This window comes from Burkholderia sp. GW821-FHT14F03 (assembly GCF_058803765.1).
In genome coordinates, this window is sequence record NZ_JBXAPG010000023.1 from 62378 (window position 1) to 89243 (window position 26866).

Annotated in this window: 24 protein-coding genes; 13 read left to right on the forward strand and 11 right to left on the reverse strand. The window is 68.5% G+C overall.

The window, feature by feature from the left end; translation table 11 throughout:
- Positions 1 to 19 precede the first annotated feature (19 nt).
- From AC1RQF_RS17355 to AC1RQF_RS17375, 5 genes are all read right to left on the reverse strand, one after another.
- Complete coding sequence (locus AC1RQF_RS17355) at positions 20 to 1123, reverse strand: extracellular catalytic domain type 2 short-chain-length polyhydroxyalkanoate depolymerase (protein ID WP_492872584.1); 1104 nt, start codon at positions 1121 to 1123, stop codon at positions 20 to 22.
- A 603-nt stretch (positions 1124 to 1726) separates the two neighbouring features.
- A complete protein-coding gene (locus AC1RQF_RS17360) occupies positions 1727 to 2236 on the reverse strand; it encodes a hypothetical protein (RefSeq protein WP_492872585.1) in 510 nt (169 codons plus the stop codon).
- A 20-nt stretch (positions 2237 to 2256) separates the two neighbouring features.
- Positions 2257 to 2703, reverse strand: a complete 447-nt coding sequence (locus AC1RQF_RS17365) for a lysozyme (protein ID WP_492872586.1) — start codon at positions 2701 to 2703, stop codon at positions 2257 to 2259.
- Positions 2696 to 3553, reverse strand: coding sequence for a DUF2589 domain-containing protein (locus AC1RQF_RS17370; RefSeq protein ID WP_492872587.1), 858 nt, complete (start codon positions 3551 to 3553; stop codon positions 2696 to 2698). Before AC1RQF_RS17370 ends, AC1RQF_RS17365 begins: the two co-directional genes overlap by 8 nt.
- Positions 3554 to 3581: 28 nt before the next feature.
- Positions 3582 to 4277, reverse strand: a complete 696-nt coding sequence (locus AC1RQF_RS17375) for a DUF2589 domain-containing protein (RefSeq protein WP_273997247.1) — start codon at positions 4275 to 4277, stop codon at positions 3582 to 3584.
- Positions 4278 to 4552: 275 nt separating this feature from the next.
- Here AC1RQF_RS17375 and AC1RQF_RS17380 point away from each other — a divergent pair, with 275 nt between their 5' ends.
- Positions 4553 to 5227, forward strand: coding sequence for a helix-turn-helix transcriptional regulator (locus AC1RQF_RS17380; RefSeq protein WP_273997248.1), 675 nt, complete (start codon positions 4553 to 4555; stop codon positions 5225 to 5227).
- 270 nt (positions 5228 to 5497) lie between these two features.
- On the opposite strand, the gene AC1RQF_RS17385 is transcribed toward AC1RQF_RS17380, so the two are convergent.
- The 3 genes from AC1RQF_RS17385 to AC1RQF_RS17395 form a co-directional block, all read right to left on the reverse strand.
- Positions 5498 to 6487 carry a hypothetical protein gene (locus AC1RQF_RS17385; protein ID WP_492872601.1) on the reverse strand — a complete coding sequence of 330 codons (990 nt, stop codon included), beginning with the start codon at positions 6485 to 6487 and terminating at the stop codon, positions 5498 to 5500.
- Between the two features lie 87 nt (positions 6488 to 6574).
- Positions 6575 to 7162, reverse strand: a complete 588-nt coding sequence (locus AC1RQF_RS17390) for a ribosome-inactivating family protein (protein ID WP_492872588.1) — start codon at positions 7160 to 7162, stop codon at positions 6575 to 6577.
- 160 nt (positions 7163 to 7322) lie between these two features.
- Complete coding sequence (locus AC1RQF_RS17395) at positions 7323 to 7865, reverse strand: helix-turn-helix transcriptional regulator (RefSeq protein ID WP_273997250.1); 543 nt, start codon at positions 7863 to 7865, stop codon at positions 7323 to 7325.
- A gap of 776 nt (positions 7866 to 8641) precedes the next feature.
- On the opposite strand from AC1RQF_RS17395, the gene AC1RQF_RS17400 reads away from it, so the two are divergent.
- Positions 8642 to 8995, forward strand: coding sequence for a hypothetical protein (locus tag AC1RQF_RS17400; protein WP_443111491.1), 354 nt, complete (start codon positions 8642 to 8644; stop codon positions 8993 to 8995).
- Positions 8996 to 9077: 82 nt separating this feature from the next.
- On the opposite strand, the gene AC1RQF_RS17405 is transcribed toward AC1RQF_RS17400, so the two are convergent.
- Complete coding sequence (locus tag AC1RQF_RS17405; RefSeq protein ID WP_492872589.1) at positions 9078 to 9635, reverse strand: GNAT family N-acetyltransferase; 558 nt, start codon at positions 9633 to 9635, stop codon at positions 9078 to 9080.
- A 157-nt stretch (positions 9636 to 9792) separates the two neighbouring features.
- On the opposite strand from AC1RQF_RS17405, the gene ddlA reads away from it, so the two are divergent.
- On the forward strand, positions 9793 to 10890 hold the full coding sequence (gene ddlA / locus AC1RQF_RS17410) for a D-alanine--D-alanine ligase (protein ID WP_492872590.1): 1098 nt from the start codon (positions 9793 to 9795) through the stop codon (positions 10888 to 10890).
- A gap of 22 nt (positions 10891 to 10912) precedes the next feature.
- On the opposite strand, the gene AC1RQF_RS17415 is transcribed toward ddlA, so the two are convergent.
- Positions 10913 to 11632, reverse strand: coding sequence for a CDP-alcohol phosphatidyltransferase family protein (locus AC1RQF_RS17415; RefSeq protein WP_492872591.1), 720 nt, complete (start codon positions 11630 to 11632; stop codon positions 10913 to 10915).
- 606 nt (positions 11633 to 12238) lie between these two features.
- Between AC1RQF_RS17415 and AC1RQF_RS17420 the strand changes: the two genes are divergently transcribed.
- Both AC1RQF_RS17420 and AC1RQF_RS17425 read left to right on the forward strand, forming a co-directional pair.
- The gene (locus tag AC1RQF_RS17420) at positions 12239 to 13288 is read left to right on the forward strand and encodes an aldo/keto reductase (protein ID WP_273997255.1); all 1050 of its coding nucleotides are present in this window, start codon (positions 12239 to 12241) and stop codon (positions 13286 to 13288) included.
- A 317-nt stretch (positions 13289 to 13605) separates the two neighbouring features.
- Entirely contained in the window at positions 13606 to 15759 is a 2154-nt protein-coding gene (locus AC1RQF_RS17425; RefSeq protein WP_492872592.1) for a glucosidase family protein, read from the forward strand.
- A gap of 89 nt (positions 15760 to 15848) precedes the next feature.
- On the opposite strand, the gene AC1RQF_RS17430 is transcribed toward AC1RQF_RS17425, so the two are convergent.
- The gene (locus tag AC1RQF_RS17430) at positions 15849 to 16220 is read right to left on the reverse strand and encodes a hypothetical protein (RefSeq protein ID WP_273997257.1); all 372 of its coding nucleotides are present in this window, start codon (positions 16218 to 16220) and stop codon (positions 15849 to 15851) included.
- A gap of 329 nt (positions 16221 to 16549) precedes the next feature.
- On the opposite strand from AC1RQF_RS17430, the gene AC1RQF_RS17435 reads away from it, so the two are divergent.
- The 8 genes from AC1RQF_RS17435 to AC1RQF_RS17470 all read left to right on the forward strand — a co-directional run bounded on the left by AC1RQF_RS17435 (position 16550) and on the right by AC1RQF_RS17470 (position 26655).
- Positions 16550 to 17404 (forward strand): mechanosensitive ion channel family protein, encoded by an 855-nt coding sequence (locus AC1RQF_RS17435; protein WP_273997258.1) that lies wholly within the window; start codon positions 16550 to 16552, stop codon positions 17402 to 17404.
- Between the two features lie 463 nt (positions 17405 to 17867).
- Positions 17868 to 19613 carry a phospholipase D-like domain-containing protein gene (locus AC1RQF_RS17440; protein ID WP_492872593.1) on the forward strand — a complete coding sequence of 582 codons (1746 nt, stop codon included), beginning with the start codon at positions 17868 to 17870 and terminating at the stop codon, positions 19611 to 19613.
- 382 nt (positions 19614 to 19995) lie between these two features.
- Positions 19996 to 21189 carry a porin gene (locus AC1RQF_RS17445; protein ID WP_443111472.1) on the forward strand — a complete coding sequence of 398 codons (1194 nt, stop codon included), beginning with the start codon at positions 19996 to 19998 and terminating at the stop codon, positions 21187 to 21189.
- Positions 21190 to 21436: 247 nt separating this feature from the next.
- Positions 21437 to 21865 carry a PRC-barrel domain-containing protein gene (locus AC1RQF_RS17450; RefSeq protein ID WP_273997261.1) on the forward strand — a complete coding sequence of 143 codons (429 nt, stop codon included), beginning with the start codon at positions 21437 to 21439 and terminating at the stop codon, positions 21863 to 21865.
- 397 nt (positions 21866 to 22262) lie between these two features.
- On the forward strand, positions 22263 to 23219 hold the full coding sequence (locus tag AC1RQF_RS17455) for a queuosine precursor transporter (RefSeq protein ID WP_273997262.1): 957 nt from the start codon (positions 22263 to 22265) through the stop codon (positions 23217 to 23219).
- A gap of 229 nt (positions 23220 to 23448) precedes the next feature.
- Positions 23449 to 25527, forward strand: a complete 2079-nt coding sequence (locus AC1RQF_RS17460; protein WP_273997263.1) for a carbon starvation CstA family protein — start codon at positions 23449 to 23451, stop codon at positions 25525 to 25527.
- 13 nt (positions 25528 to 25540) lie between these two features.
- On the forward strand, positions 25541 to 25747 hold the full coding sequence (locus AC1RQF_RS17465; protein WP_273997264.1) for a YbdD/YjiX family protein: 207 nt from the start codon (positions 25541 to 25543) through the stop codon (positions 25745 to 25747).
- Positions 25748 to 26100: 353 nt separating this feature from the next.
- Entirely contained in the window at positions 26101 to 26655 is a 555-nt protein-coding gene (locus AC1RQF_RS17470; RefSeq protein WP_273997266.1) for a hypothetical protein, read from the forward strand.
- Positions 26656 to 26866: the final 211 nt, after the last annotated feature.

Below are 26866 nucleotides of genomic sequence, written 5' to 3' on the forward strand. Positions count from 1 at the left end.
GGTTCGGGATGGAGAGGGATCAGGGGCGCGCGGCGCCGAGGCGGCGGATCATCGCCATCACCGCGCGCATCTGCGGCGCTTCGCGGCTGTAGAAATTCGGCTGGTCGGGGTCGGGGCTCGAATAGCCCCAGAAATCCCAGCAGCCGAGCGGATTGACGGTCGATGTCGCGACCTGCGGGTACAGCACGATGATCCGGTTGGTCTCCGCGAGCGCGTTGTAGCCGCCGTCGCGCACGAAGCGTTGGCCGATCGCCGCGACGTCCTGCGCGCAACCGTGGAAGGCGACGTGCACGGCGCAGCCGGCCGCATCGCAGGCGGCGGGCACGTACAGGTAGCCGGTGTCCGCGAGCGACGCCTGCTCGCGCGGATCGAAGGCGCGCTGGTCGAAGGCGAGCAGGCGGCCGGCCGGGTGCTCGGCGGGCGGATTGAGCGGCGCATCGGGCGTCGCGTAGAGCCAGCGCAGGATGTCCTGCGCGAGATCGAAGCCGCAGTTGTTGAGGTAGGGGCTGCGGTTGGCGTCGCAGGGGTTGTCGTCGGGGTTGTCGGTGATCAGCGCGTGGCCGGCATCCGGATGGCGCTGGTAGTGGAGGTTCGCCTTCGGCACGCCTGCGAGCGCGTAGAAGCGCGCGGCCTGGTCGACGACGCGCGTCGCGACCACGGTGTCCTTCGCACCGCTGAACACATAGATGCGCTGCGTGCGCAGGGCCGCCGGATCGTCGATCTGGCCTGCCTGCGCGAAGCGCCGCGCGTCGCGCCACGCGCCTTCCGCCGACGGCGCGGCGCCGAGCGGGCGCATGCATTGCGTCATCGCGGCGGTGGCCGGGTCGAGCGCGGGCAGTTCGCCGGCGCAGTGGAATGCGCCGCCCGCGATGATGCCCGCGCCGATCAGGCGGCTCGACCACGCGACGTCGAACTGCGCCGCCATGAACGCGCCGGACGACAGGCCGGAGACCGAGGTCTGCCGCAGGTCGGCGGCCAGCGCGGGCAGGGGCGGGGCGTCGTCGGCGCGGGCTGGGCGGGGTGCGGCGGCGGCCGCGGCGGCGAGCAGCAGGGCGGCGAAAGCGCGGCGCGCGCCGGCGCGGACGATGGGAAGGGACGGCGGAGAGGCGTGGGCCGCGTGCATGCTGTTGCTCCTTGTATCGAGGGATGACGGGATGGGCTGCGTGCTGCGTGACGTGGCGTCCTGATGCCCTTGCAGCGTAAGGGCGCGGGGCGCGCGCTTGAATAGGGCGGCCGGGACGGTTGGTGGCCCATGACGGGCGGCCGGGGTGGACGCGGGCCGGCATGCGCGGGCGGCGACGGGGTGCGCGGCATGGAGGCGGTGACGGGCCGGGGAGGCTGCCTGCGAAGGCGATGTCGGCCTCGATCCGCGACGGGCGGGCGAGTCGAGGCGGCTGAATGGCGGAAGCGTCCCGTATGCGGTGACGGGCTGAAGGCGAGGCGTGCGCGCAGAGCGATATCGACAGGGATATCCGCGAACCGGGCGCAAAGCTTGCCGAGGAGGCATGTGTCGAAGGGGGCGCGCTGCGCCGTATCGCATCGCGCGTGGCGACGTCGTCATGTGCCGCCGATCGACGAGCGGGCCCGGTGCGGTGCATGCCCGCATCCGCCGTGGCGGACGGCGCGCGGCGCATCGCGCAGGCGTTGCCGCCGCGTGCGGAGTGAGGTCGGCCGGTGGGACGCCCGGGTGGGCGCGGTCATCGACCACGCACGCGGCGCGACCACGCTAACGCGGCGCGGCCGCGACGCAGCGCGTCACGGCAATCGTGACCGCGCGATCCGAAGTCGTCACGGCCAGCGGCCGGTTGCCGGTCGTATAGCGCAACCGGAGCGACCCGCGCGGGCCGTAGCCGCTGTCGATGTCGGCCAGCAGATCGGGGCCGTCCGGCTGGCCCGCGAGGCTCACGCCGCTCAGCATCGCGGGCCGGCGCTGCGGGTCGCTCCAGTCGGCCTGCCCGGCCGACTGGTAGAACGACGGCAACACGCCGTTCGTGTACAGACTCTCCAACGTGCGCGCGAGGCGTTCCGCGCAGCGCTCGCACAGCCCGGGCTGTTGCGCGCGTTGCAGCGCTGTGTCGAGATCGGCGACTTCCGCGCGGCAGGTCGGCGGCGCGCCGGACGGCTGCGCGCGCGCAGCCGGCGCGGCAAGGACGGCGAACATGGCGAGCGCCGCGCCCGCGACGCGGCGTCGGCTGGAACCCGCGCGGCCTCGCGGGCCGGTGTGTCGTGCATGCATGGCATTTCCTCCGGTTCGGATCAGGACAGGAACAGCTTGCGTTCCGCTTCGCGGCGTCGCGTGAGACCCGCGAGCGGTTTGCCGCCCGCCTTGTTCCACACGAGAAACTGGTCGGCCGCCTTCGCGTACGCGCCGGCGTTCAGGTAGCGGCCGAGCGTCGACGTGCGCAGCCGTCCGCCGCCCAGGTTGAAGACGAAGCAGATCAGCGCGTCGAACTGCTGTTGCGTGAGCGGCACGCGCACCAGCTGGTGGACCGCCTGCTCGGCGCCGCGCAGGTCGCGGCGCAGCAGCGCCTCCGCGGCGCTCGCGGTGAGCGGGCGGTCGAAGCGCTCGCTCGGCAGGATCAGGTGGCCGTAGCCGATCGTCGGCTTGCCGACGGCGTCGAGATAGCGATTCAGGCGCAGGCCCTCGAACTGCTTGATCAGGTCGACGCCCTGCGTACCGGTGTGCTTGGGATGGTCAGGCATGATTGGGCTCCTCGCCCTCGTGGCGTGCGCGCGGCACGAGGCGATGGGTGTATTCGTCGATCACGCGCATGATGGCTTCGGGCGGCGCGAGCGCCGCGAACTGCATCTCGATGTCGATGTGCTGGCTGTCGCGCGCGCTCGCGCGGCCCTGCGCCTGGCCCTGCGCATCGCCGCGCGCGGACGGCGGCGCGAGCGTCACGTAGAAGCGGCAGCGCTGGTCGTCGCCCGCGAAGCCGCCCGCGGGCAGGGCCTCGGTGAAGTCGCCGCGCACCGTCAGATGCACGACCATGCGATCGAGCGCGAGCCCACGCGGCGTCGCGAGCGCGACGAGCGGCACCGGCATCGTGTGCTCCGCGTCGAGCGCGACGTCGACCGTGCGCGGCGTCAGCAGCCCGTCCTCCGCGGCGTCGAAGAACTGGTCGAGCACCGCCGTGTACTGGTGCGCGAGCAGTTGGTTCGCCGCCGCCGCCGCGTGCTGCATGCCGCGCGCGATTTCGTCGAGCGCGAGCCCGCGCGGCGGCGGGGCGGCACCCGGCGGCGAACCGGGCGGCGAACCTGGTGGCGAACCGGGCGGTTCACCCGACGACGGTTCACCCGACGACGGTTCACCCGACGACGGCGCACCAGACGACGACACCCCCGACGACGACACCCCCGACGGCGGCGCACCGGGCGGGATCGGCTCCGGCGCGGGGCCGGCGGCTGCCGGGTGGGCCGGGCGGACCTGCGCGGGCGGGTCTGCCGGCGCGCCGGGCACGGCCTCGGCATCCGGTCCGCGCGCCCCGTCGGCGGCCGGAGCATCCGGCTGGGGAGGCGGCGCCGCGCGCCGCCGTTTCAGGAACTTGAACATGGGTGGGCCCGCCCGTCGCGATCAGCGCTTAGGGTTGGGGCTGCGGAGCCGGCGCGTTGCCGCTCGCGCCGTCGCCCGCTCCGGTTCCGCCGCCGGCGGCCGTGCTCTGGCCGATCAGCGTGCCGTCGGTCGGCGTGGTGGGCAGCGGCTTGACGTCCTTCGCCTTCGCGTCGGTGACGACCGGCTTCGTCGCGGCTTCGGTCAGGAAGTCGATGACCCGCATCAGCGCTTCGGGCGGCGCCTGGCGCTTGACCTGCGTGTGGATCGAATATTTCGCGCGGGTGTCGGTGCTGCGGGTCTGTTCCGACTTGTGCGACACGCGCCCCGACAGGCTGACGCTGATCGGCCCCCAGCCGAGCTTGGCCTGGAACGAGCCGCTGCCCTCGGTCGACGACGACGCTTTCTCCGATTGCGTGATCTCCATCTCGAAGTCGATCGTGCCCTCCTCGATCGCGATGATCGGGTGGACGATCGCCGCGAGCAGCGGAATGCGCATGGTCTTCTGCATCACGCCCTTCGACACGCCGCTCTCGTCCACCAGCGTCTCGTCGTAGTCGAATTGCACGGCCACCGCCTTGCCGTCCTGAATGCATACCTGCATCAGGAAATCGGCGTAGCTTTTCGCGGCCTGGGTCTGCGCGCTAATCATCGCTTTCAATGGACCTGCAATCATTTGATCCATCGGTAAAGCATTAATGACAGAACCGATAAAACTGGCGTCCATAACTGGCTCCTCGATGTAAGTCCGGCACCACGGATGTGTTGCCGATATTTAAATTACATAAGCGGGAAAGCACTCGATATGGCCTATCGGTCATGGTGGACGGCAGGTGCTGAAGATCTGAAAAATGACCAAATAATTCAATCGAAGCGTGGATTAGTACATTCTTCACGGAGCGACGTACCTAGTGCGGCTTTTTTGAAAGAGCGGTAAAAGCGAGCGCAGGAGACGCAATTAACATCACGCTTGGCGTCTCGTCACTGAGGGGTAAAGCGAAAATGAATGTCCTGATGATCGACAGCACGCCTTTATTCATTGCCGGGGTTGCCGATGTCCTGTGGAAACGCGACCGCAGCTGCCATGTCTGGCCGGCCCGCGATCCGGCGGACATCGACCGCATACGCGGCGCGTTGCCGCCGGACGGGGTCCGCGCGGTCACGCTCGAATGGGACGAGCGCGCGGCGCGGGTGGGGTGGCCGAAGCTGCTGCGCGATGCGTTCGGCGCGGCCCCCTGGTTGTTCGTCGTCAGCGCGGTGTGTCGCCAGACCGTCGCCGACGCGATGCTCGCGGGCGCGGCGGGCATCGTCGAGCGCTACGCCGATGCCGACGAATTCGCCGACGCGTTGTGCCGGGTTGCGTCGGGGGCGATCTACGTCCCGGCGCGCGACGGCCTCGGGCTGCATGCGGAGGACCGCTCGAACGGAGACCGCGCTTTCGAACGCCTGACGCCGCGCCAGCGCGAGGTGTTGCGGCTGCTGGCCGAGGGCAAGTCCAACAAGCAGATCTGCCGGGTGCTGAATGTCGCGGAAGGCACGATCAAGAACCATCTCTATGCGCTGTTTCGCCAGATCGGCGTCAGCAACCGGACCGAGGCCGCGTTGTGGCTGGCGCGGCACGTGACGATCGATATGCCGCGCCCGGCCGGCGCGCCGGGCGTCGCGGCGCGCGAGTGACGCGCGAGGAGCCGGCGCGATGCGCGTTCGCGCGGCCGGCCGTGGCGCAGTGCCTCCGCGGCGTCGGTCGCGCGGGATGCGCGTGTGCGGCGCATCGCGCGGGTGGGCGCGCCGCCGGGCGCGCTCGCACGAGCCGGCGCAGATCCGCGCGGGCCCGCGCAAACCAGTGCAAACCAGTGCGGACCAGTGCGGACCAGTGCGGGCCCGCGCGCGTCCCGGCGCGCCGCGCGACGCCGGCGGATCTTGCGCCTCATGCGCCGTCCGCGCTGCTCACTCCGCATCGACCTGCGGCGGCGCGTCCGCGCCGCGCGCCGGATCGCCGGCGAGCATCGCGCGGGTGAAGTTGGCGAGGCGCGCGCGCAGCGCATCGGCGGACCCGTCGCGATCGATCGCCTGCTGCAGGTCGAGCAATTGCGCGGCCAGCTCGCTTTGCCATTGCGTGCGGTCATGCGCCGCCTGCGCGTGGCGCGCCTGCAGCGCGGCGCGCGTATCGGCCGAGCGATCGCCGCGCACCAGCGTCTCGAGCGTCTCGACGAGCCGGTGCAGCAGCCGGTGCACGGCGGTGGCCGAGAAGCCGCCCAGCATCGCGAGCGCGGGCTTGCCGAAGCTGTGCATGCTGCCGTCCTCGAACAGATGCGGCGGCAGCATCTCGACGAGGATCAGTCCGGCCATCACGCCGAGGATCAGGCGCGCGCCGTACGATGCGTCGTACTTCGGATCGTAGGTCGACGCCGCGATGTAGCGGTGCGCCTGGAACAGCGTCGCGAACGACGCGCCGAGCCCCGCGCAGAACAGCAGGAACAGCGCGTTCCACAGCAGCAGGCTGCCGTGCGAATTGAGAAAGCCGCGATCGATGTTGTCGGAGGACACTTCGGACGACAGGCCGGTCGTGATCACCGCGACGAGAAACCCGAGCGCCGCGAGCGTCAGCATCCGGACGAGCGGCACCGGCCCGAGCCAGGCGAGCGGATGCCGGCGCCAGCGCTGCGCGTCGAGCAGCGTCACCGCCTGCGGCGTGGCGGGCGCGATGGTGGCGGCGAGCTTGCGATGGATCGTCGCGAGCGCCCGCGGCGCGTCGGCGGCCATGCCGCCCTGCGCGTCGATCAGGCGGCCCAGCTGCGCGATCAGCTCGGGCGCGACCGGCAGCCCGTGGTGCAGCGCGTAGCGGGCCATCGCGTCGCACTCGTCGCGCAGTTGCGCGCGCAGCGCGCCCGAGGCGGCCGGCGCGGGCCGAGGTTCGCGCGGCCCGGACGCGCGCATGAAGCGAGGGGCGCGCATCTCATGACCCGGCCGGTGCGCGCGCGGCGCGAAGGGGCCGTCGCGGCGCGGCGGCGGCGCGTCGCGCCTTCACAGGCCGATCCCGTGGCCCGACCCGTTGGTGAACAGCGCCTGGTGGCCGGCTGCGGTGGGGAAATAGGGCACGCCGTGATCGAGCGCGTCGACGATCGCCCATTCGGCCGTGGTGAAGCGGAGCGCCTCCGACAGCGCGATGATCGCGCGCGTCAGCGCATCGGCGACCGGCGTGCCGCCGCCGATCGGCACGGGGCCGTTGAAGCCGCTCAGCGTGAGCGCCGAGGCGGACAGGTTGGGCGCGGTCAGGCTGGGCAGCGGCGCGACCGTGTAGCCGAGGCTCGCGTAGGAGCCGCTCGCGCCGAGGTTGGTCGCCCCGACGGGCGGCGCCCACGGCAGCGGCGCCGCGGCCGCGAAGTAGAACGTGCCATGCGCCTTGACGAAGCCGAGCGTATAGAGCGACGCGGTGGGCGCGACCAGCGCGCCGCTGGCTTCATGCGCGAGATTGAGGATCAGCGACAGCGCGCAGCCGGGAGGCGTGTTCGGGATCTGGACGGGCACCGCCAGCGTGTTGGCGCGAATGGCGTTGCGCAGGGTCGGGAGGTCCGCGCTGTAGGCCTGGCCCTGAGTGCATCGTAGCGTCATGATCGTCGGTGAGTGTGCCGGAAGGGTCGCCGGGCGGCGCGACGCGGAAGGCGGCGCGGCGGGAGGCGATGCCACTGTGCGCGGCGCGCCCGCCGCGCACAATGCGGCGGACGTCACGGAGGCGGGTGGGACCAACGGCCCGGGGCGGGCGTCGCGCGCCTCATTCGTTCCCGAGCAGGTGACGCACGGAGAACAGCTCGAGATCGCGCGTGATGCCGGGCTTGCGGAACGCGGCCTGCTTCTGCGAACTGATGGTCTTGGGGCTGCGCGAGAATTTCAGCGCGATGTCCGTCACGCTCATGCCGGCGAGACAGCAGCGCAGCACCTCGTGTTCGCGCGGGCTCAGGTTCACGTCGTGCCATCCCGCGTGCGCGCGGCGGTCCGGCGCGGGCGCGTCCGGATCGTCCCGGCTGGCCGGCGACGGCCGCCCGCCCGGCGCGGCGGCGCCGACCTGCGGTGCGAGGTCGGCGCGCGGATACAGGTGGCCGTGCGCCACGCGCGGATCGCGCCGGTCAGTGCGCCGAGTCCTGCTGCTTGCCGAAGAACCCGCTCGCGCCCGAGCGCAGCGCGAGCGCCACGGTGGCGGGGCGGCGTCGAACGCCGACGACATGAGGATCCGGCAGGCCGGATGGCGCGCGCGGATCCGGTTGAGCCCGTCGATCTCGCCGGGCCCGAGCGCATAGTCGAACAGGTCCTTCCCCAATTGCGGTCGGTCAAGAATGCCGGAGCGAACTATCTTAATGGGCCGAAGTCTTACTGGTCCTCTTAGATAGCGGCGGGTGGTTTGTATGCGCATGATTTTCGCATTCCTGAGTTTGCTGATGTTTTCTGTGTATGCTGGCGCTCACGTTGCCAGCGGAAGCGTCGTACCGGACCCCTCTGGCACTCAGTTCAAGTCCCCCTTGGCGCGTAACCTTGATGGAGGCATATCCGCATCTTCATCGGAGTCGACGCCAACACGGTGCAGGGAACTCAGTTCCGCCATCAGCCAGGCCATCGCTTCTCCAGACCGCAAGAATATAGCTGTGCAAGGTATGGGCTCGGATGGTAAGCCTCGAAACGAGTTGCGACAGTACGATAAGCGGGCAAATCTCGAGTCGGAGTACCGACAGCTCGGGTGTCGATAGATAATTGGCATTTTTCAATTATCAAATGCCGTGAACGAACGCGGTCTTTACACAAGGATTTTGAAACTTCGGCATCCTTGGCGAGTTGTTTCAGTCAATCCAGATGAGCGTCGAAAGGTCGTGCTCGTCAGCGCGCGAATGTGCTCGCGTGCACGATTCGTCTGCCCCCCAATGCACTCGTCGTTGCCCACGTTGCGACATTCGAATACGGCAATGGCGTCATCTTGATACTTGCGAATATGAAACCGCCGTTCAGGCCCATTTGCCGCGCGTAGAGTGTCCTGAGCATGGTTGTTTGACCGTACAAGTACCGTGGACTGCCCACGGCAGTCGCTACACCAGCGCGTTTGAAATGCATGGGGTGGACTGGCTTCGCGAAGCATCGATTCAGGCTGTGAGCCGCCGGATGCGGCTGAGCTGGAATGCAATCGACTGCATCATCCAGCGAGCGGTAAGGCGCGGATTGACAAGATGTCCGCCAGCGCCGTCGAAGCATCTCGGTGTAGATGAGGTGAGCTTCAGCGGGCAGCATGAATACATCACGCTAGTCGGCAAGTCGCGCGAATGCGCGAAGACGCCGACCAGTTCGAGCCCCGGCGTATGCGCGAGATGGGCTTCCATCCCGCGCCGGACGAAGGCGTGGTCGTCGAGCGCGACGATGCGAATGGACGTCGGGTCGGGTCTCATCGAATGGCGTTCCTTCTGACTGCCGTGTGGTTCGCGCGGCATGGGCGGATGAAGCGGACCCCGGGCGCGGCGCCGTGCGGCAACCAGGATCGTCCCTATTTCTAGATTTCCCGATCCGGCGCGACCGCCGCGGAAAGGCCGGGCCGGTCGCCGCCCGGGCGGGCGTCGGCCCCGCCGGACGCGGCTCGGCCGGACGCCGGCGGGGCGACCCAGCGATAGACGAGGTCCGGGCAGCGCTCCTCGTTGTCGCTGCCGTCGCCGCGCCCGATCTCGACGAAGCCGTGCCGCTCGTAGAACGCGATCGCGGCGGCATTGGGCTGGAACGTGTGCAGCTGGAGCGCGACCGGCGTCAGCGCCTGCACGTGGGCCAGCAGGCGCGCGCCGATGCCCTCGCGCAGGCGCGTCGGGCACACGTAGAGCTGGTCGAGCCAGGTGAGCGGGCCGTCGTGCGTATGCGCGCTCATGCCGACCAGCGCGTCGCCGTCGTGCGCGACCGTGACGCCGCCCGACGGGATCAGCACGCGGGCGAGCCAATCGCGCACCGCGGCGGGCGCATGGGCGAGCGGCGCGTAGGCGGCCAGCGCGCCGCGCGAGCGCAGGTAGAGATCGCCGAGTGCGGCGGCGTCGGCGGGCGCGGCAGGGCGCAGGAGTACGGTCATCGGCGAGTTTTCGGTTGGGTGCGCGACCGCCCCGGCGATATCGGGCGCGGCGCGACGGATTCGGGTTGACGTTGGCATCGCGACGTCATACCGTATCACGCATTTTTTCACGCGCGGAGGCGGGAACGGTATGGGGCACGGAGCAGGAAAACTTCGGGTGGCGATCATCTTCGGCGGGCGCACCACGGAACATGAAGTATCGCTGCAATCGGCGCGCAACATCGTCGACGCGCTCGATCGCGATCGCTTCGAGCCGGTCCTGATCGGGATCGACAAGGCGGGCGCGTGGCACCTGTCCGAGGCGTCGTCGTATCTGCTGAACCGCGACGATCCCGCGCTGATCGCGCTGAACCGCTCGAACCGCGAGCTGGCGATGACGCCGGGCAAGACGCGCGAGCAGTGGGTCGAGCGCGGCTCGGGCGAGGCGATGCCGCAGATCGACGTCGTGTTCCCGATCGTGCACGGGATGCTCGGCGAGGACGGCGCGCTGCAGGGCTGGCTGAAGATGGCGAGCGTCGCGTTCGTCGGCGCGGACGTGCTCGGCTCGGCCGTGTGCATGGACAAGGACGTCGCGAAGCGGCTGCTGCGCGATGCGGGCCTGCCGGTCACGCCCTGGGTGACGCTGACCCGCCGCACGGCGGCCGCGACGTCGTACGCGCGCGTCGCGGCGACGCTCGGCGACGTGCTGTTCGTGAAGCCGGCGAACTCGGGTTCGTCGGTCGGCGTGAGCCGGGCGGCCAACGCGGCGGAGTATGCGGCGGCCGTCGAGCTGGCGCTGTCGTTCGACCACAAGGTCCTGGTGGAAAGCGCGGTCGACGGCCGCGAGATCGAATGCGCGGTGCTCGGCAACGACGAACCCGCCGCGAGCCATTGCGGTGAAATCGTCCTGACGCGCGGCTTCTATTCCTACGACAGCAAGTACATCGACGACGACGCGGCCCAGGTCGTGATTCCGGCCGCGCTCGACGCGGCGACGAGCGACCGGATCCGCGCGGTGGCCGTGGATGCGTTCCGCGTGCTCGAATGCGCGGGCCTCGCGCGGGTCGACTTCTTCCTGAAGGCGGACGGCACGATCCTCATCAACGAGATCAACACGCTGCCGGGCTTCACCAACATCAGCATGTTCCCGAAGCTGTGGGAGGCGTCGGGGCTGCCGTATCGCGAACTCGTCAGCCGGCTGATCGATCTCGCGCTCGAACGGCATGCGGCCGATACCGCGCTGAACCGGTCGCTGTCGGGGCCGGCACAAGCCTGAGGCGCGCGCCGGCATGGGCGCGTCATGCGCGCCCGCGGACCCGGCCGGCGAGCGCGCGGCCGGGGCCCGACAACGTATAGAGCAGCACCAGCGCGTACAGCGCCGCGCCCGCGCCGAGTGCAATGAACGCGCCGGCCACGCCGGTTGCAACCGCCAGCAGCGGCAACGGCCGCATGCGGATGCGCAGTTTCTTGGTGCTGACGTAGGTGAACGGGCTGATCATCAGCAGCCCCGCGAGCACCAGCGACCCATTGACGAAGGTGGCGAACCACGCGGGCGGGGTCGCGCCATACCGGTCGAACGCGACGCATACCGGCAGGATCACGAGCGTGGCGGCGGTCGGGCTGTTCAGTCCGAAGAACACCGATTTGTCGGGCTGGATGTTGAATCTGCCGAGGCGGATCGCGGCGCACGCCAGATACACGAACATCGCGGGCAGCAGCGCAGGCGCGCCCGCGTGGCCGCAATACGCCCAGGCGACGACGGGCGGCAGGATGCCGAACGATACGACGTCGATCAGGCTGTCGAGCCGTTCTCCGAACGGGCCGGTGGTGCCGCGCGCCCGCGCGACGAAGCCGTCGAGCCCGTCGCAGGCCAGCGCGGCGGCGAACAGCGCGCCGATCGGCGCGAAGTGCCCGGCGGCCACGAGGGACATCAGCATCAGGCTCGCGCTCAAGGAGCCGAGCGTGATCAGGTTGGCGAGGCTGAACAGCGCGGCGTCGGGACGCATGCCAGCTTTCATGTCGGTTGCCCTCTCGTTTTTATCGAAGGCCTGATTCTAATTGGCTCGCGCCCGTGATGGGCGAAGTCGCCGGCCGGCGCGCCCGGCGGCGTGCCGGAGGGGCGCTCGGCTCCGGCTCCGGGACCGTGGGACCCCCGCGAGGTCTCGACGGAGACGCGCGCGCACCGGCGTCGGTTCCGGCGCGAGGGGTGGGGTTCGAGCATCGAGGCGGCCGTCGGGGGCTTGGACCAGCGCCGCCGCGCATGTCTCGAACGCATCGATCAACTGATCGATATCGTTCGCCGTGTCCTGCGGACAGGCCCGCATCATGTTGTGAAGCGGTGTGATCAGCGCGCGGGCGCGCGCGAGATCGACTCCTTGACGATGGACCAAGCGGCACGCCTCGGCGGCGGCAATGAGCGGGCGCTTCGCATAGTCGCCGGCGCCGGCCGACCCGATGCGCGCGCGTCCGGCGCGCAAGCATGGAGAAACAGGCAGGAATGACGCAGGATCGGGCATCCGTCGCGCACCGCGGCGCTCGCATAATGAGTCACCCGCGGCGGCTGCGCCGGACACGTGTCCGGCGGGCCGTGCGCGATGGCATGTCTTGCAACGGGAGTGACCCTCATGCGTTACAAAAAACTCGGCAATACCGGCTTGTTCGTCTCGGAACTGTGTCTCGGCACCATGACGTTCGGCGGCCAGGGCCCGCTCTGGAGCCAGATCGGCAACGTGCAGCAGGAAGACGCGGAGCGGCTCGTCGGCGGCGCGCTCGACGCGGGCATCAACTTTATCGATACTGCCGACGTGTACTCGGAAGGGCGCTCGGAGATCATCACCGGACAGGCGTTGAGGAACCTCAAGGTGCCGCGCGAGAACGTCGTGGTCGCGACCAAGGTGTTCGGCGAAACCGGCACGCGCGGGCCGAACTCGCGCGGCCTGTCGCGCTATCACATCATGGAAGGCGTCAAGGCCAGCCTTGCGCGCCTGCAGCTCGATCACATCGATCTGTATCAGGTGCACGGCTTCGACGTGGCGACGCCGATCGAGGAGACGCTGGCCGCGCTCGATACGCTCGTGCAGCAAGGGCACGTGCGCTATGTCGGCGTGTCGAACTGGGCCGCGTGGCAGATCATGAAGGCGCTCGGCATCGCGGAACGGCGCGGCTTCTCGCGCTTCGCGTCGCTGCAGGCGTACTACACGATCGCGGGCCGCGATCTCGAGCGCGAACTGGCGCCGATGCTGCGCAGCGAAGGCGTCGGCCTCATGGTGTGGAGCCCGCTCGCGGGCGGGCTGCTGAGCGGCAAGTACGGGCGCGACGGCGCGTCGGAGGCGGGCGGCCGGCGCACCACGTTCGATTTCCCGCCGGTCGTGCTCGACCGCGCCTACGACGTGATCGACGCGATGCGTGCGATCGCCGCGCCGCGCGGCGTGTCGGTCGCGCAGGTCGCGCTCGCGTGGCTGCTGCATCAGCCGGTCGTGACGAGCGTGATCATCGGCGCGAAGCGTCCGGACCAACTCGCGGACAACGTGGCGGCCACCGCGGTGCAACTGAGCGCCGAGGAACTGGCGACGCTCGACAAGGCCGGCGCGCTGCCGGGCGAGTATCCGGGCTGGATGCTCGCGCGCCAGGGCGAGCCGCGCCAGCGGCAGGTGCTGGACGCGTCGCAACGCTGACCTGAACGGCGGCGCGCGGTCGCGCCGCCGCTGTTTGCCTCTACGACGCCGGCGCGCGCGGACCTCAGGGCCCGCGCGCGCCGCGCGCGTTCCGGCGGCCCCCGCCGCGCCTCATGGTCCGGCTGCGCGCGGCCTGACCAACACCGCCCGATCCCCCCGATCCCAAGTCCTTCCACGTCGCCTCCGCATGCTATCGGATTGGCTGCATCGATGATTCCATTCAATGTCGGCGCGCTGCTGTTTGCAATCCGTAATCCTCTGATTTAAGGTCACGAGGCAACAATCCGAATGATTCACGATAAAAACTGGAGGCACGGATGGATGTGAAACGCTCGCTCATATCGTTGCAGATATTGGCATTCCTAAGCGTTGGGCTGGCAGGTTGCTGGAGCGACGACGGCACGAGCACGCGGCCGTCGGCCGGCGACGGAGGAGGAGACGGCGGCGCGGCGGCCCTGCAGTTCAGGATCGACGAGGGCGGCCAGATCAATGCGTTCTACCGGCAGGACCAGGTGGCCGCGCACCTGCTCGCGCGTTCGTCCGCGAAGCCCAGGCTGCTCGCGATATTTCCGGCGGGCAACAGCGGCACCGGGCTGTGGTTCGACGATACGCCGCAAGCGGTGAACTGGACGCTCGACGCGCCGGTCGCGTCGGTGCACGTCAAGGACGCGAAGGGGCGTGACCAGTACGGGATCGGCGCGGATCTCACGGTCGACACCGATCAGCTGACGGTGCGCGCGGCGGTGCTGAGTTCCGTGCGCTTCCTGCGCGACTACAACGGCGGCGCGTCGATTCCCGACGCGATCGGCGCGACGCCGACCATCACGGGCTCGACCGTGAGCTGGGCGCGGGACCGCGTCGACGGCGCGCCCGGCTATGCGCTGCGCGTGAGCCTGCGCGAGGGCGGCGGCGTGACGGCGGGACCGGACGGCAAGCCCCGCCTGCGCGCGGCGGCCGGCGCGCGGGCCTTGCGCGTGCATGTGGAGGCGGTGACGGGCGAGACGCCGCTCACGCCCATCGACAAGTCGGCGCTGTTCACGTCGGCGGTCAATCCGGACGACCGCAGCCAGAACGTGCTGGCGTTCCTGAGCTACGAGGACAAGCTGCTCGCGGGCTCGTGGCAGTACGACACCTACTTCGGCCGCGATACGCTGATCTCGCTGCGGATGCTGATGCCGGCCTTGCAGCCGGTGGCGGTCGAGGCGGGCCTGAGCGCGGTGCTCGCGCGGCTGTCGACGGACGGGCGCGTCGCGCATGAGGAAGGGATCGGCGAGTTCGCGTTGATCGACAACCAGAAGCAGGGCCGCGCGAACGATCCGACGCCGACCTACGACTACAAGATGATCGACGGCGACTACCTGCTCGCGCCGATCCTGTCCGCGTGGCTGATCGACGATCCGCGCGGCCAGGCGCGCGCGCGCGCCTATCTCGCGGAGGTCGGGCGCGACGGCGTGTCGAACGGCAGCCGGCTGGTGCGCAACCTGATGCGGGTCGCGGGCAGCGCGCAGGCGTTCGCCGCGCAGCCGGTCGTGGCGAACCTGATCCAGCTGAGGCGCGGCGAGATCGTCGGCAATTGGCGCGACAGCACGGATGGCCTCGGCGGCGGCGTCTATCCCTACGACGTCAACGCGGTGCTGGTGCCGGCCGCGTTGCGCGCGACGGGCGCGTTCCTCGCGCGCGGGCTGCTCGATCCGTATCTGGACGCGGGGCAGCGCGCGCAGCTCGCGACCGCGGCCGCGTCGGCGGCGGTGTGGGAAGCCGAGGCGCCGAACCGCTTCCAGGTGACGGTGCCGGCCGCGCAGGCGGCCGCGCGGGTGGCGCGCTATGCGGCGCAGGTCGGCGTGCCGGCGGCGGCCGCGCCCGGCGGGCCGCTGTCGTTCTACGCGGTGTCGCTCGACGCGCAGGGGCAGCCGGTCGGCGTGATGAATTCGGATGGCGGGTTCGCGCTGGTGTTCGGCGCGCCGCCCGCCGACATGCTCGAACGCATCGCGACCGACATGATGCGTCCGTTCCCGGCGGGACTGGCGACGGACATCGGCATGCTGGTCGCGAACCCGGTCTACGCGGACGAGTCGCTGTGGCCGAAGTTCTCGAGTTCCGCGTACCACGGCACGGTGGTGTGGTCGTGGCAGCAGGCGTTGTGGGCGGCCGGGCTCGACCGGCAGCTCGCGCGCCAGGATTTGCCTGCCTCGACGCGCACGCTGCTCGAACAGACCCGGACCCGGCTGTGGCAGATGGTCGAGAACGCGAAGGAGATGCGGGCGTCGGAGATGTGGACCTGGTCCTACGTGGACGGACGCTATCGCAGCGACGCGTTCGGCACGCGCAGCACCGACGTCACGGAGTCGAACGCGGCGCAGCTGTGGAGCACGACGTATCTCGCGATCCATGCGCCGCAGCAGCGGGCGGGGCGGTACTGGTGGGCGCGTGACGGCGTGCGGACCGGCGCGGTGCTGGCCCGCGCGGACTGATTCGCGCACGGGAGGCGGCCGTCCGGCGATATCGACATCACCGGGCGGCCGTCGCGAAGCCTGCCGGCACGGGGGGAGCCCGGCGGGGTTCAGTCGATCGCGGCGCCGCCCTTCGCGCATGCGTCGCGCAGCGTCACGAAGACGCTGCCGTGCATCGGCATGCCCAGCGCTTGCGGATGGCCCGCGAGGTACTGATCGGCGAGCTTGACGAGCTGCGTGTCCGTCAGATGGAGGTTGGTCACGCACTCCTTCAGTTTGACCACGCGCGACAGGTTCTGATAGGCGAACACCGGGCCGAAATAGAAACCGTCGACGACGCCGTCGAGATAGCGCTGCTTCTCCAGCGCGCTGAATTTCTGATAGGCATTGCCATCCACGAAACCTTCGGGGATGCGAACGCCGTCGGCGAGACAGGGTGTCGAAGCGGCCAGCAAGGTCAGGGCAATCATTGTGTTACGCATGGATACTCCGTCATGGGTCGTGTCGTCGTTCGAAGCGGATTATCCCCGAATGCGCGGCCTCCGGGGATGGGAGCGGACGGGCCCCCTGTCATTGAGATTTGTCCGAATATGGCGGACCCAGTGAACTCTTCGCGCTGGAAGCACACCAACCCGGTTTTTGCTGGAAACGGCCGCCCGCGTCCGGCGGGGCGCCGCGCCCGCCGGAACCGCCTCGGGCGCGGGCCGCGGCCGGTTTCCAGCGTCCCGCCGCCCGGGCCCGCATCGCGCCCGGCGTCCGTTCCACCCGTTGCGGCCGCGCCGCGAGGATCCCGACCCTGAACGATCTCACCATGGAATCCCTGCTCTCCCATATTCATCCCGACCGCTGGACCTTCCTCTGGAACGCGCTGACGACCTTCGCGATCAGCCTGTGCACGAGCCTCCTGATCCTCGTCGTCGGCTGGTGGATCTCGAAGCGGGTGGGCCGCTGGCTCAACCGCGTGCTGACCCGTCAATCGCGCGTGGACGACACCCTGCGGCCGATCATCGCGGACGTGAGCGTCTGGAGCATCCGGATCGTCGCGATCGTCGGCGCGCTCTCGCAGCTCGGCATCCAGACCGCGAGCATCGTCGCCGTGCTGGGCGCCGCCGGCCTCGCGATCGGCCTCGCGCTGCAAGGCACGATGCAGAACATCGCGGCGGGCATCATGCTGCTGCTGTTGCGGCCGTTCAAGGTCGGCGACTATATCGACGGCGGCGGCGGCTCGGTGGCCGGCACGGTCGAGGAAGTGAGCCTGTTCACCACGCGCCTCACGAAGCCCGACGGCATCTGCGAATACGTGCCGAACAGCGCGCTGTGGAGCAATTCGATCCGCAACTACACGCGCAATGCCACGCGTCGACTCGATCTCGAGGTCGAGGTGTCGATGCGCGACGACGTCAATCGCGCGATCGAGGCGCTGCGCGCGCTCGCGGCGCGCAGCGAGGGCGTGCTGGCCGATCCCGAGCCGCGCGTGATGGTCATGCGCTTCGACGACAGCACGGCGGTGCTCAACGTGCGGGTCTGGTCGAATACCGACGCGTTCTGGGATGTGCGCTGGGCGCTGGCGCGCCGGGTCCGCAAGGCGCTGACCGATGCGCAGTGCGCGCTGCCGGTGCGCACGCGCGAGTTGCACATCGTGAAGGATGAGGCGAACCTGCAATGAGGTTGCCGTGGGCGTCGCGAAGAGCTTCGGTCGCTCACAGTGCGCGGCGCCGCACGCGCCCGCATGGCCGGCGGGCGCGCTTGTTTGTGGCGGCGGCTCGCGTGGGTTCGGCGCCGGAGCGCCGGGCCGTGTGACAGTACGGCGTCGAACATGGCGTTGTCACGCATGCGAGGTCAGGCGGCCCGCATCGCAGCCCGAACGATCGTCGCGTCGGGTGCGCGCCGAAGCGCCGCCGCGCCCACGGCATCGGCCGCCGTTCGAGCGGCACCGTCCTGCAGCACCCCTTCAATCCTTTCCCGCTGTTTCCCGATCATCACATTCGTGCCCTATCGGCTGCTTATGCTGGCGCGGCAATCGAGCCGATTGCCGCCGCGCGAGGGCGGCGCGCCATGCAAGGTCTTGCGATGGCCGCCGCCTGCCCGGCCGGATTTTTCTCCGTTGACGCCTCCATGAGGAACACGTGATGACACAAGTTTTCAATGCAACGGCCGCCGCGGGCGGATTGACGGTCAAGGCGTATGCCGGCGACCGCTGCGTGATGCTGGCGTTCAGCCTGGCCGATCACCTCGTCGACAAGCTCGCGGGCTTCGCGATCCGCCGCGCGCCCGCATCGAGCCAGCAATGGACGTGGCTCGGCAACCGGCTGAATTTCGCGGGCGCCTACACGAATCGGGCCGTCTCGAAGACGGGCAAGTTCTTCCCGTCGGATACGGCGCCGTTCCAGAAATTCTGGTGGCTGGATTTCCCGCCCGACGGGACGGCGGGCGCGTTCCGCTACGAGGTCGTCGTCAAGCGTTTCAAGGATGACGAAACGACCGACCTCGTCGACGACCAGCGCGTCGACCTTCGGATCGACGTGGGCCCGTTCAGGGAAGGCCCGATCGAAGTGGCGTTCACGCGCGGCTATCTGTCGTCGCAGGCCTACGCCGACAGGTTTCACAACGCGCCGTACGAACCGAAGCCGGGCGGCGACTGGCAGTTCGCGACCGGGCCCTTCAAGGAGGAGTGGACCTGGCTCGGCGGCCATGCGCGCCAGGCGATCGTCGATTTCCTCAACGATTGCCATGCCGACGCGGCCTGCACGCTCGATGCGTTCGTCTACGACCTGAACGAGCCCGATCTCGTCACCGCGCTCGAACTGATGGCGGGTGCGGGCCGCCTGCGCTTGCTGGCGGACAACGATCCGCGCCAGCATGGCGACGACACGGTCGCGGGCAAGGCCTTCGCCGCGATCGCCGCGGCGGCGGCCGACGGGCAGGCGGGGAATTTCAAGCGCGGCCGCTTCGGGCGGTATCAGCACAACAAGGTGCTGATCAAGCGCGACGCACAGGGCCGCGCGGTGCGGGTGCTGAGCGGCTCGACCAACTTCTCCATCACGGGCCTGTACGTCAATGCGAATCATGTCGTCGTGTTCGACAACGCGGCGATCGCGGGCGAATACGGTATGGCGTTCCAGGTTGCGTTCGATGCGGACCTGAAGCTCGGCCCCTTCGAGGCGAACGCGATCTCGCAAACGGAGCTGAACCTGACGGAGCCGGGCCTGCCGGCGGTGAAGCTGTCGTTCGCGCCGCACAGGTCGCCGACGTTCTCGCTCGACACGCTGCTGGAGGCGATCGAGCACGCGGACAGCTCGGTGATCTTCGCGGTGATGGAACTCAAGGGCGCGGGCAAGGTGCTCGAAGCGCTGAGCAAGCTGCACGACGATCCGAAGATATTCTCGTACGGCATTTCCGACGATGTCGATCCCGCGGACGACACGGTCGACGGCACGCAGGTCTTCACGCCGAATCGCGGCGGCGAGCTGGTCTATTCGAAGGCGAATCCGGAAACCTTCCCGCCGCCGTTCAATACCGAACTCGAAGTGCACGGCGCGGCCGCGCACGTGGTGCACCACAAGTTCGTGGTGATCGACTTCAACGGCGCGAACCCGGTGGTGTTCGGCGGCTCGTCGAATCTCTCGGAGGGCGGCGAGACCCATAACGGCGACAACCTGTTCGCGATCTACGACCGCGCGATCGCGACGGCGTTCGCGATCGAAGGGCTGCGGCTCGTCGATCACTATGCGTTCGCGGCCGCGCTGAAGCGCGTGGAAGCGGCGGGCAAGGCGGCCGCGCCGCTGTGCCTGAAGAAGAACCCGGCGAAGTGGTACGCCGCGTATTACCAGAATGGCAGCATTCGTCAAACGGAACGTTTGCTGTTCACGCGCTGACGCGCGCCGTGCGGCGATTTGCCGTTCGCCTTCGCGCAAACCGTCGTTTACCATCCCGGCCGGCATGAAATGCGTCGACGCCGCGAAGGCGGCGTCGACGCGCGGCGTGCCGATCGGGGTGCGCAACCCGGTACGCTTCGCGACGCGGCGAAGACGACGCCCGGCGCGTCGCGGACGAGGCCGGCAGGCCTTGCCGCGGGGCCTTGCCGGGCGCGTCGGGGCGGATTTTTCGATGGCGGCGGGGCATCGCGCCGGGTTGCGCGGGAGAGCGAGCCATAAGGGACAGTCGGCAGGATGACGCAAGGATTCCGGCGCAGCGGACGAACGGCGCGGCAGGCGATGCCGTGCGCGCGCCGCCGCGCGAACTGCCCGTTTTTATTGCATGAGAATGAAAATAAGTTTTACGCGCACAGGACAAATCGCGGCGTCGTTGGTGGCCGGCATGGTGGTGACGGACTACGCGAAGGCACAGAGCAGCATCACGCTGTACGGGTTGATCGACACGGCGATCGCCTACGTGAACAACCCGGGCAGCCATGGCAAGCCGCTCGGCAGCGGCTGGTCGATGGGCATGGGCGGCCTCAACGGCACGCGCTGGGGGATCCAGGGCAAGGAGGATCTCGGCGGCGGCACGGCGGCGATCTTCACGCTCGAGAACGGCTTCTCGCCGAGCAGCGGGGCGATCGGCAACGGCGGCGACATCTTCGGCCGCCAGGCGTTCGTCGGCCTGCAATCGAAGCGCTACGGCGCGGTCACGCTGGGCCGCCAGTACGATTTCATGATCGACTTCGTGTCGCCGCTCGGCGTGCCCGGCCCCGGCTGGGGCGGCAACCTCGCGGTGCATCCGTTCGACAACGACGACTCGATCAAATTCCAGCGCATGAACCACGCGGTCAAGTACGTCTCGCCCAGCTATCGCGGGCTGCGCGCCGGGGCGATGTATGCGTTCTCGAACCAGGCGGGGCAGTTCTCGAACAACCGCGCGTACAGCGCGGGCCTTTCCTATGCGAACGGGCCGCTGTCGCTCGGCGCGGCCTACGTGCAGATCGATCGCGACGCGAATCCGGCCAACGCGAATCCGAGCGGCGCATTGAGCACGACCGACGGCGGCGCGGCGATTCGCGGCGGACGCGAGCGCATCTGGGGCGTGGCCGGGCGCTACAGGATCGGCGCGGCGTCGGTGGGACTGTCGTGGACGCATTCGACCACGGACGACGTGACGGGCGTCTGGTCGGGCGGCAAGATCGCGCCGCTGAGCGGACGCACGCTCACGCTCGACAACTACTCGATCGACGGGCGCTACCTGTTCACGCCGGCCGTGTCGGCCGCCGTGGGCTACACCTACACCGACGGTCGTTTCGATGCGGGCGCGCGTTCCGCGCAGCCGAAATGGCATCAGGTCGTGCTCCAGGGGGACTACATGTTCTCGAAGCGCACCGACGTCTACGTCGAAGGTGTGTACAAGCGTTCGAACGGCGGCGGCAATCCCGTGTTCAACGCATCGGTGTACACGTTCGCGCCGTCGTCGGACAACGTGCAGGTGGTGGTGGCCGCGGGCCTGCGTCATCGTTTCTGAGCGATGCCGCGCGCCGCGGCACACGGCCGCGCTTCATGGCAGCCCGGCGCGAGACACGCTACCATGACAGGCGCGTGACGCCGGGCTTTCGGAAGCAGGACTCCGAACGACCGCGCGGCGCGCGACGGCGACGCGGTTCGCCGCCGCTTCATCGATGAAGCGTGAGCCGCCCGCCGGCCCGCGGCCTGGGGGCGCGGGATGCTGGCGGCATGTCTTCGAGGCCTATACCTGACCGGAGTGCATCAGCATGGCATACGACAAAACTATCGTGGCAATGGCAGTTCTGGCATCGAGCGTGAGCGCGCATGCGCAGATCGCGGGCGCGCAGCCGCTCAGCGTGACCGTCGAGCAGTCGCAGGCGCTGCTCGAAGGCTGGAGCGTGAAGAAGAGCGTGCTTGGCAAGGCGGTCTACAACGACGACAACCAGAAAGTCGGCACGGTGCGGGATCTGATCATCGCGCCGGACGGGTCGGTCTCGGCGGCGATCGTGTCGGCGGGCGGCTTCCTCGGCGTGGCGGCGCACGACGTCGCGGTGCCGATCGCGTCGCTCGACGTGCGCAACGGCAACATCTACCTGCCCGGCGCGACCAAGGATGCGCTGAAGGCGACGCCCGCGTTCCAGTATGCGAAGGTGCCGGCGCCGCCGAAGCCGAAGCAGGTCGACGCGAAGCATTGAGCGGCGCGCGCGCCGGGCGCGGACGTGCGCCGCGGTTCGTCGCGGCGCGTTCGGCCTGCGCGCCGGCGAGCGGGGCGCGGGGCGGCGGCGCTCGTGATCCGCATCGTCGCGACCGGGCGCTCGCGTGGCGACGGCGGCGGCTTCGCGCGATGATTCGGTGTGCGGTGATTCGGATTGTTGGAGAATGCGCGCGCCCGGACTTGTGATATATATCGCAGTCCGGCGCGGTGCCCGGCGCGGTGCGGCATGCCAAGTGCGAGACGCCGCGCGGCTTCGCGAGCCGGCCGGATCGACGACGAGGAGAGGCGTCGATCCCTGCGCGAGATGCGGTACACGCCCAGTCGCGATGGGCCCGATCCACCTCGATTCGACAACCACGCCGCCCCAATAGCCGATCATGGAATTTCCGTCCCACGAAATCGAGGCCGTCATCGAACCGATGCGCGAGAGCGATGAACTGCTCGTGCTCGTGCGCGAGCGGAACTCCGGCGCCACCTTCCGGATGGCGCCGCGCGACCTGAACGAAAAGGCCTGGCTCGACAAGTTCTCGCGCAAGGACGTCGCCCATATCGGCTTTCTCAACGCCGCCGCCTACACCGACCAGCTCGTCCCGCTGTCCTGCTTTCCCACGCGCAAGCAGCGGCTCACGCCCGCCGTGCTGCTGCTGTCCTTGATCTACGTCGGCTTCCTGATGTTGTCGAACGTGACGGGCGCGCGCGTGATCGAGATCCAGCTCGACTGGCTGCCGTTCCTGGGCACGGGCAGCGTCGGCATTCCCGCCGCGCTGATCGCGTTTCCGATGACCTACGCGTTCAGCACGATCATCACCGAGGTCTACGGCTACAGCGTGAGCCGCATGGTGATCTGGGGCGGGCTCGTGGTGAACCTGATGTTCGTCATCGGCATGTGGCTGCTGACGCTGCCGCCGGGCCTGCCCACCTGGGAAGCGGAGAACCCGACGCTGGCCGCGGCCTATCCCGCGCTCGCGCTCGAATTCGCGCGCACCTTCGTCGCGTCGACGGTGGCCTACTTCTGCGGCGAGTTCGTCAACACGACCTTTCTCGCCAAGCTCAAGGTCGCGAGCGCCGGCCGCCATCTGTGGGCGCGCATCGTGTCGAGCACGGGCCTTGCCGTCGTGATCGACAGCGCGCTGTTCTGCGTGATCCTGTTCTGGGGCCGTCTGCCCGATGACGTTGTGTTCACAATGATCGGCATCCAGGTCGCCGTGAAGCTGCTGTACGAACTGATCCTGCTGCCCGTCGTCACGGCCGCCTCGCGCCGGCTCAAGCAGATGGACCAGATCGACTACTACGACTACCACACGCGCTTCAATCCGTTTTCGTTCCGGAACTGAGCGCGCCGGCCGGCGTCCCCCGCCGGCCGCACGCGGGCGCCGGCCCGCGCCGAAGGCGATTCCCGCCCGATTCCCTACGTAATGATACGTATCGGCCATACGTAGTAATCCGCTTGTTCGCGTTGGCGTGAAAGCGAACAATAGCCGGTCCCGGCTCGCGCGCGCGAGCCGGGCGCATGTTTTCACCGCGGCCGCACGCCGCCTATTTCAATAAAAGACAGGAGACGTCATGAATCGGGCATCCGGATATCTGATATGGACAGCGGTCGCGCTGCTCGGCGCGTTCGCGTTCGGCACGATCGCGCTCGCGCACGGGGAGCGGATCAGCGCGCTGTGGATCGTGATTGCCGCCGTGTGCGTCTACTTGATCGCGTATCGTTTCTACAGCCGTTTCATCGCGAGCAAGGTCGTGCAGCTCGACGGCTTGCGGATGACCCCCGCCGTCAAATACAACGACGGCCTCGACTACGTGCCGACCAACAAGTACGTGCTGTTCGGCCATCACTTCGCCGCGATCGCCGGCGCCGGGCCGCTCGTCGGCCCCGTGCTCGCCGCGCAGATGGGCTACATGCCCGGGATGCTGTGGATACTCGCGGGCGTGGTGTTCGCGGGCGCGGTGCAGGATTTCATCGTGCTGTTCATCTCGTCGCGCCGCGACGGCCGCTCGCTCGGCGATCTCGTGAAGATGGAGCTGGGCACCGTGCCCGGCGTGATCGCGTTGTTCGGCGCGTTCCTGATCATGGTGATCATTCTCGCGGTGCTCGCGCTGATCGTCGTCAAGGCGCTGACCAATTCGCCGTGGGGCACGTTCACGGTCGCCGCGACGATTCCGATCGCGCTGTTCATGGGCGTCTATACGCGCTATATCCGTCCGGGGCGCATCGGCGAGGTGTCGGTGATCGGCTTCATCGGATTGATGGCCTCGATCGCGTTCGGCCAGTACGTGCATGATGCGCCGGCGCTGGCCGCGTGGTTCACCTTCAACGGCACGCAGCTCACGTGGATTCTGATCGGCTACGGCTTCGTGGCATCGGTGCTGCCGGTGTGGCTGCTGCTCGCGCCGCGCGACTACCTGTCGACCTTCCTCAAGATCGGCACGATCCTCGGCCTCGCGATCGGCATCCTGGTGGTCGCGCCGGAACTGAAGATGCCCGCGCTGACGAAGTTCATCGACGGCACCGGCCCGGTGTGGTCGGGCAACCTGTTCCCGTTCCTGTTCATCACGATCGCGTGCGGCGCGGTGTCGGGCTTCCACGCGCTGATCTCGTCGGGCACGACGCCGAAGCTGCTCGACAATGAAACCAATGCGCGTTTCATCGGCTACGGCGCGATGCTGATGGAATCGTTCGTCGCGATCATGGCGCTGGTGGCCGCGTCCGTGATCGAGCCCGGGGTTTACTTCGCGATGAATGCGCCGGCCGCCGTGCTGGGCACGACGCCGGAAGCGGTGGCGCAGACGGTGACGCAATGGGGCTTCGTGTTGACGCCCGAGATGCTGACCGAAACCGCGAAGGCGGTGGGCGAATCGACCATCATCGCGCGCGCCGGCGGCGCGCCGACGCTCGCGGTCGGGATGGCGCACATCCTGCATCAGGTGATCGGCGGCCCGGCGATGATGGCGTTCTGGTATCACTTCGCGATCCTGTTCGAGGCGCTGTTCATCCTGACGGCGGTCGATGCCGGCACGCGCGCGGGACGTTTCATGCTTCAGGATCTGCTCGGCACGTTCCATCCGGCGCTCAAGCGGACGGAGTCGCTGCCGGCGAACCTGATCGCGACGGCGCTGTGCGTGGCGGCCTGGGGTTACTTCCTGTATCAGGGCGTGGTCGATCCGCTGGGCGGCATCAACACGTTGTGGCCGCTGTTCGGCATTTCGAACCAGATGCTGGCGGCGATCGCGCTGGTGCTGGGCACGGTGGTGCTGTTCAAGATGAAGCGCGAGCGCTATGCGTGGGTCACGTTGGTGCCGACCGCATGGCTGCTGATCTGCACGCTGACGGCCGGATGGCAGAAGATCTTCGACGCGAACCCGAAGGTCAGCTTCCTCGCGCATGCGGCGAAGCTGCAGGCGGCGCTCGACGAGGGCAAGGTGCTGGCCCCGGCGAAGTCGCTCGCGCAGATGAAGCGGATCATCTTCAACGACTATGTCGATGCGACGCTGGCCGGCTTGTTCATGTTCGTGGTGTTGAGCATCGTGGTGTATGGCGTGCTGGCCGTGCTGCGCGCGCGACGCGAGGCGAAGCCGACCTCGCGCGAGACGCCGTTCGAGCCGATGCCGGCCGGGCAGGTGCTCGGCAGCGGCCGCTGACGGGAGGCCGGCGATGTTCTCCGATCTCGGCGGTGAACTGCGCAGCGCGGGCCGGTATCTCGGGCAGGCGCTGCGCCTGATGGTGGGCCTGCCCGATTACGACACCTATGTCGCGCATATGCGCGCGACGCATCCCGATCGGCCCGTGATGTCGTACGAGGAATTTTTCCGCGAACGGCAGAATGCGCGGTATGGGTCGGGGGCGGGGAAGTGCTGTTGATGTGACCGGGGTGCCAGCCGGATGCATCGCGTAGGATGGGTGAGCGCCATGACCAGGGTCATGGCGTTTTTTTTGCGTTCACCGAGGGCGTCCGGGGATATCAACGCCTGCTCGGAGCGCCCCCACGGAGTAGCTCGAAGGCGATCAGTCTGGCCGACGGAAACGTGTCGACGCAGGTCCATGATCGACACCCTGTCGATCCGCATTCCCCAGGGTTGAACGCATCGAATTTTTCGTGGAAATGCGAGATTGCAGAGGCGTACACCCGCATAATTGTTTCTTGTGGGTCACGCAGGAGCGCTGCTTACGGGGGGATCACAGTGGAATTTCATACGGCGTATGACCTGCTCCAAATGGCTTTCTGGTTGGTCGCAATCCTTGGCGGCGGATTCGCGATCTGGAAACACTTTGCCGAAAGCAGCGAACGACGAACCTGGGAGAGAGCCAAGCTGGCAAAGCAGATGCTCGATGATTTGGACGCCAATCCCAAGGCGCTCGCGGCCTCGTACATGCTCGGGGCGTGGATCGGGCGACGGTTTACCCGAGACGAGAAAGACGCGACCGAATCATTCGAAGTGACTGAGGAGCAACTCGTCGCGATCCTCAATATTGATCGAATACCGAAAACGTTGAACGAGGTCTATGTCCGGGACTGCTTCGACAACCTGCTCTACCATTTCGAACAATGCGTATCTGCCGCCGAGCGCTCATTGGTGGATTGGGCGGACCTTCGACCCATGCTGGCAACCCTGCTTGCTGGAACGCAGCGCACTACGATCAGGGCCTTGGTTCTGTACGCGGAATACCTGTGCTATTTCAAGATCGCGACAAGACTCGAAGAATTGTTCGAAGCCATCTATTCGGCACGGGCGGAAGTACGGAACATGCGTAGCGTTCATGCGCCTTAGCGTCGAAACCCGGGCGGAACGTCTCGAACCGTCGGGCCTCGACGGAGGTTCCGTTCGACGAGCAGGCGTCGCGGGAACGAGTCGATTGCGTGCGACGCGCGGCACTGACGTACGGTCCCGTCGATCGAGAATCCGCGTTTGGCCGCAGGAGAGATCCAATGGCGTCGGGGCCGACGCGGAGCCGGCCCAAATAGATTTGCAGCCCAGGTGA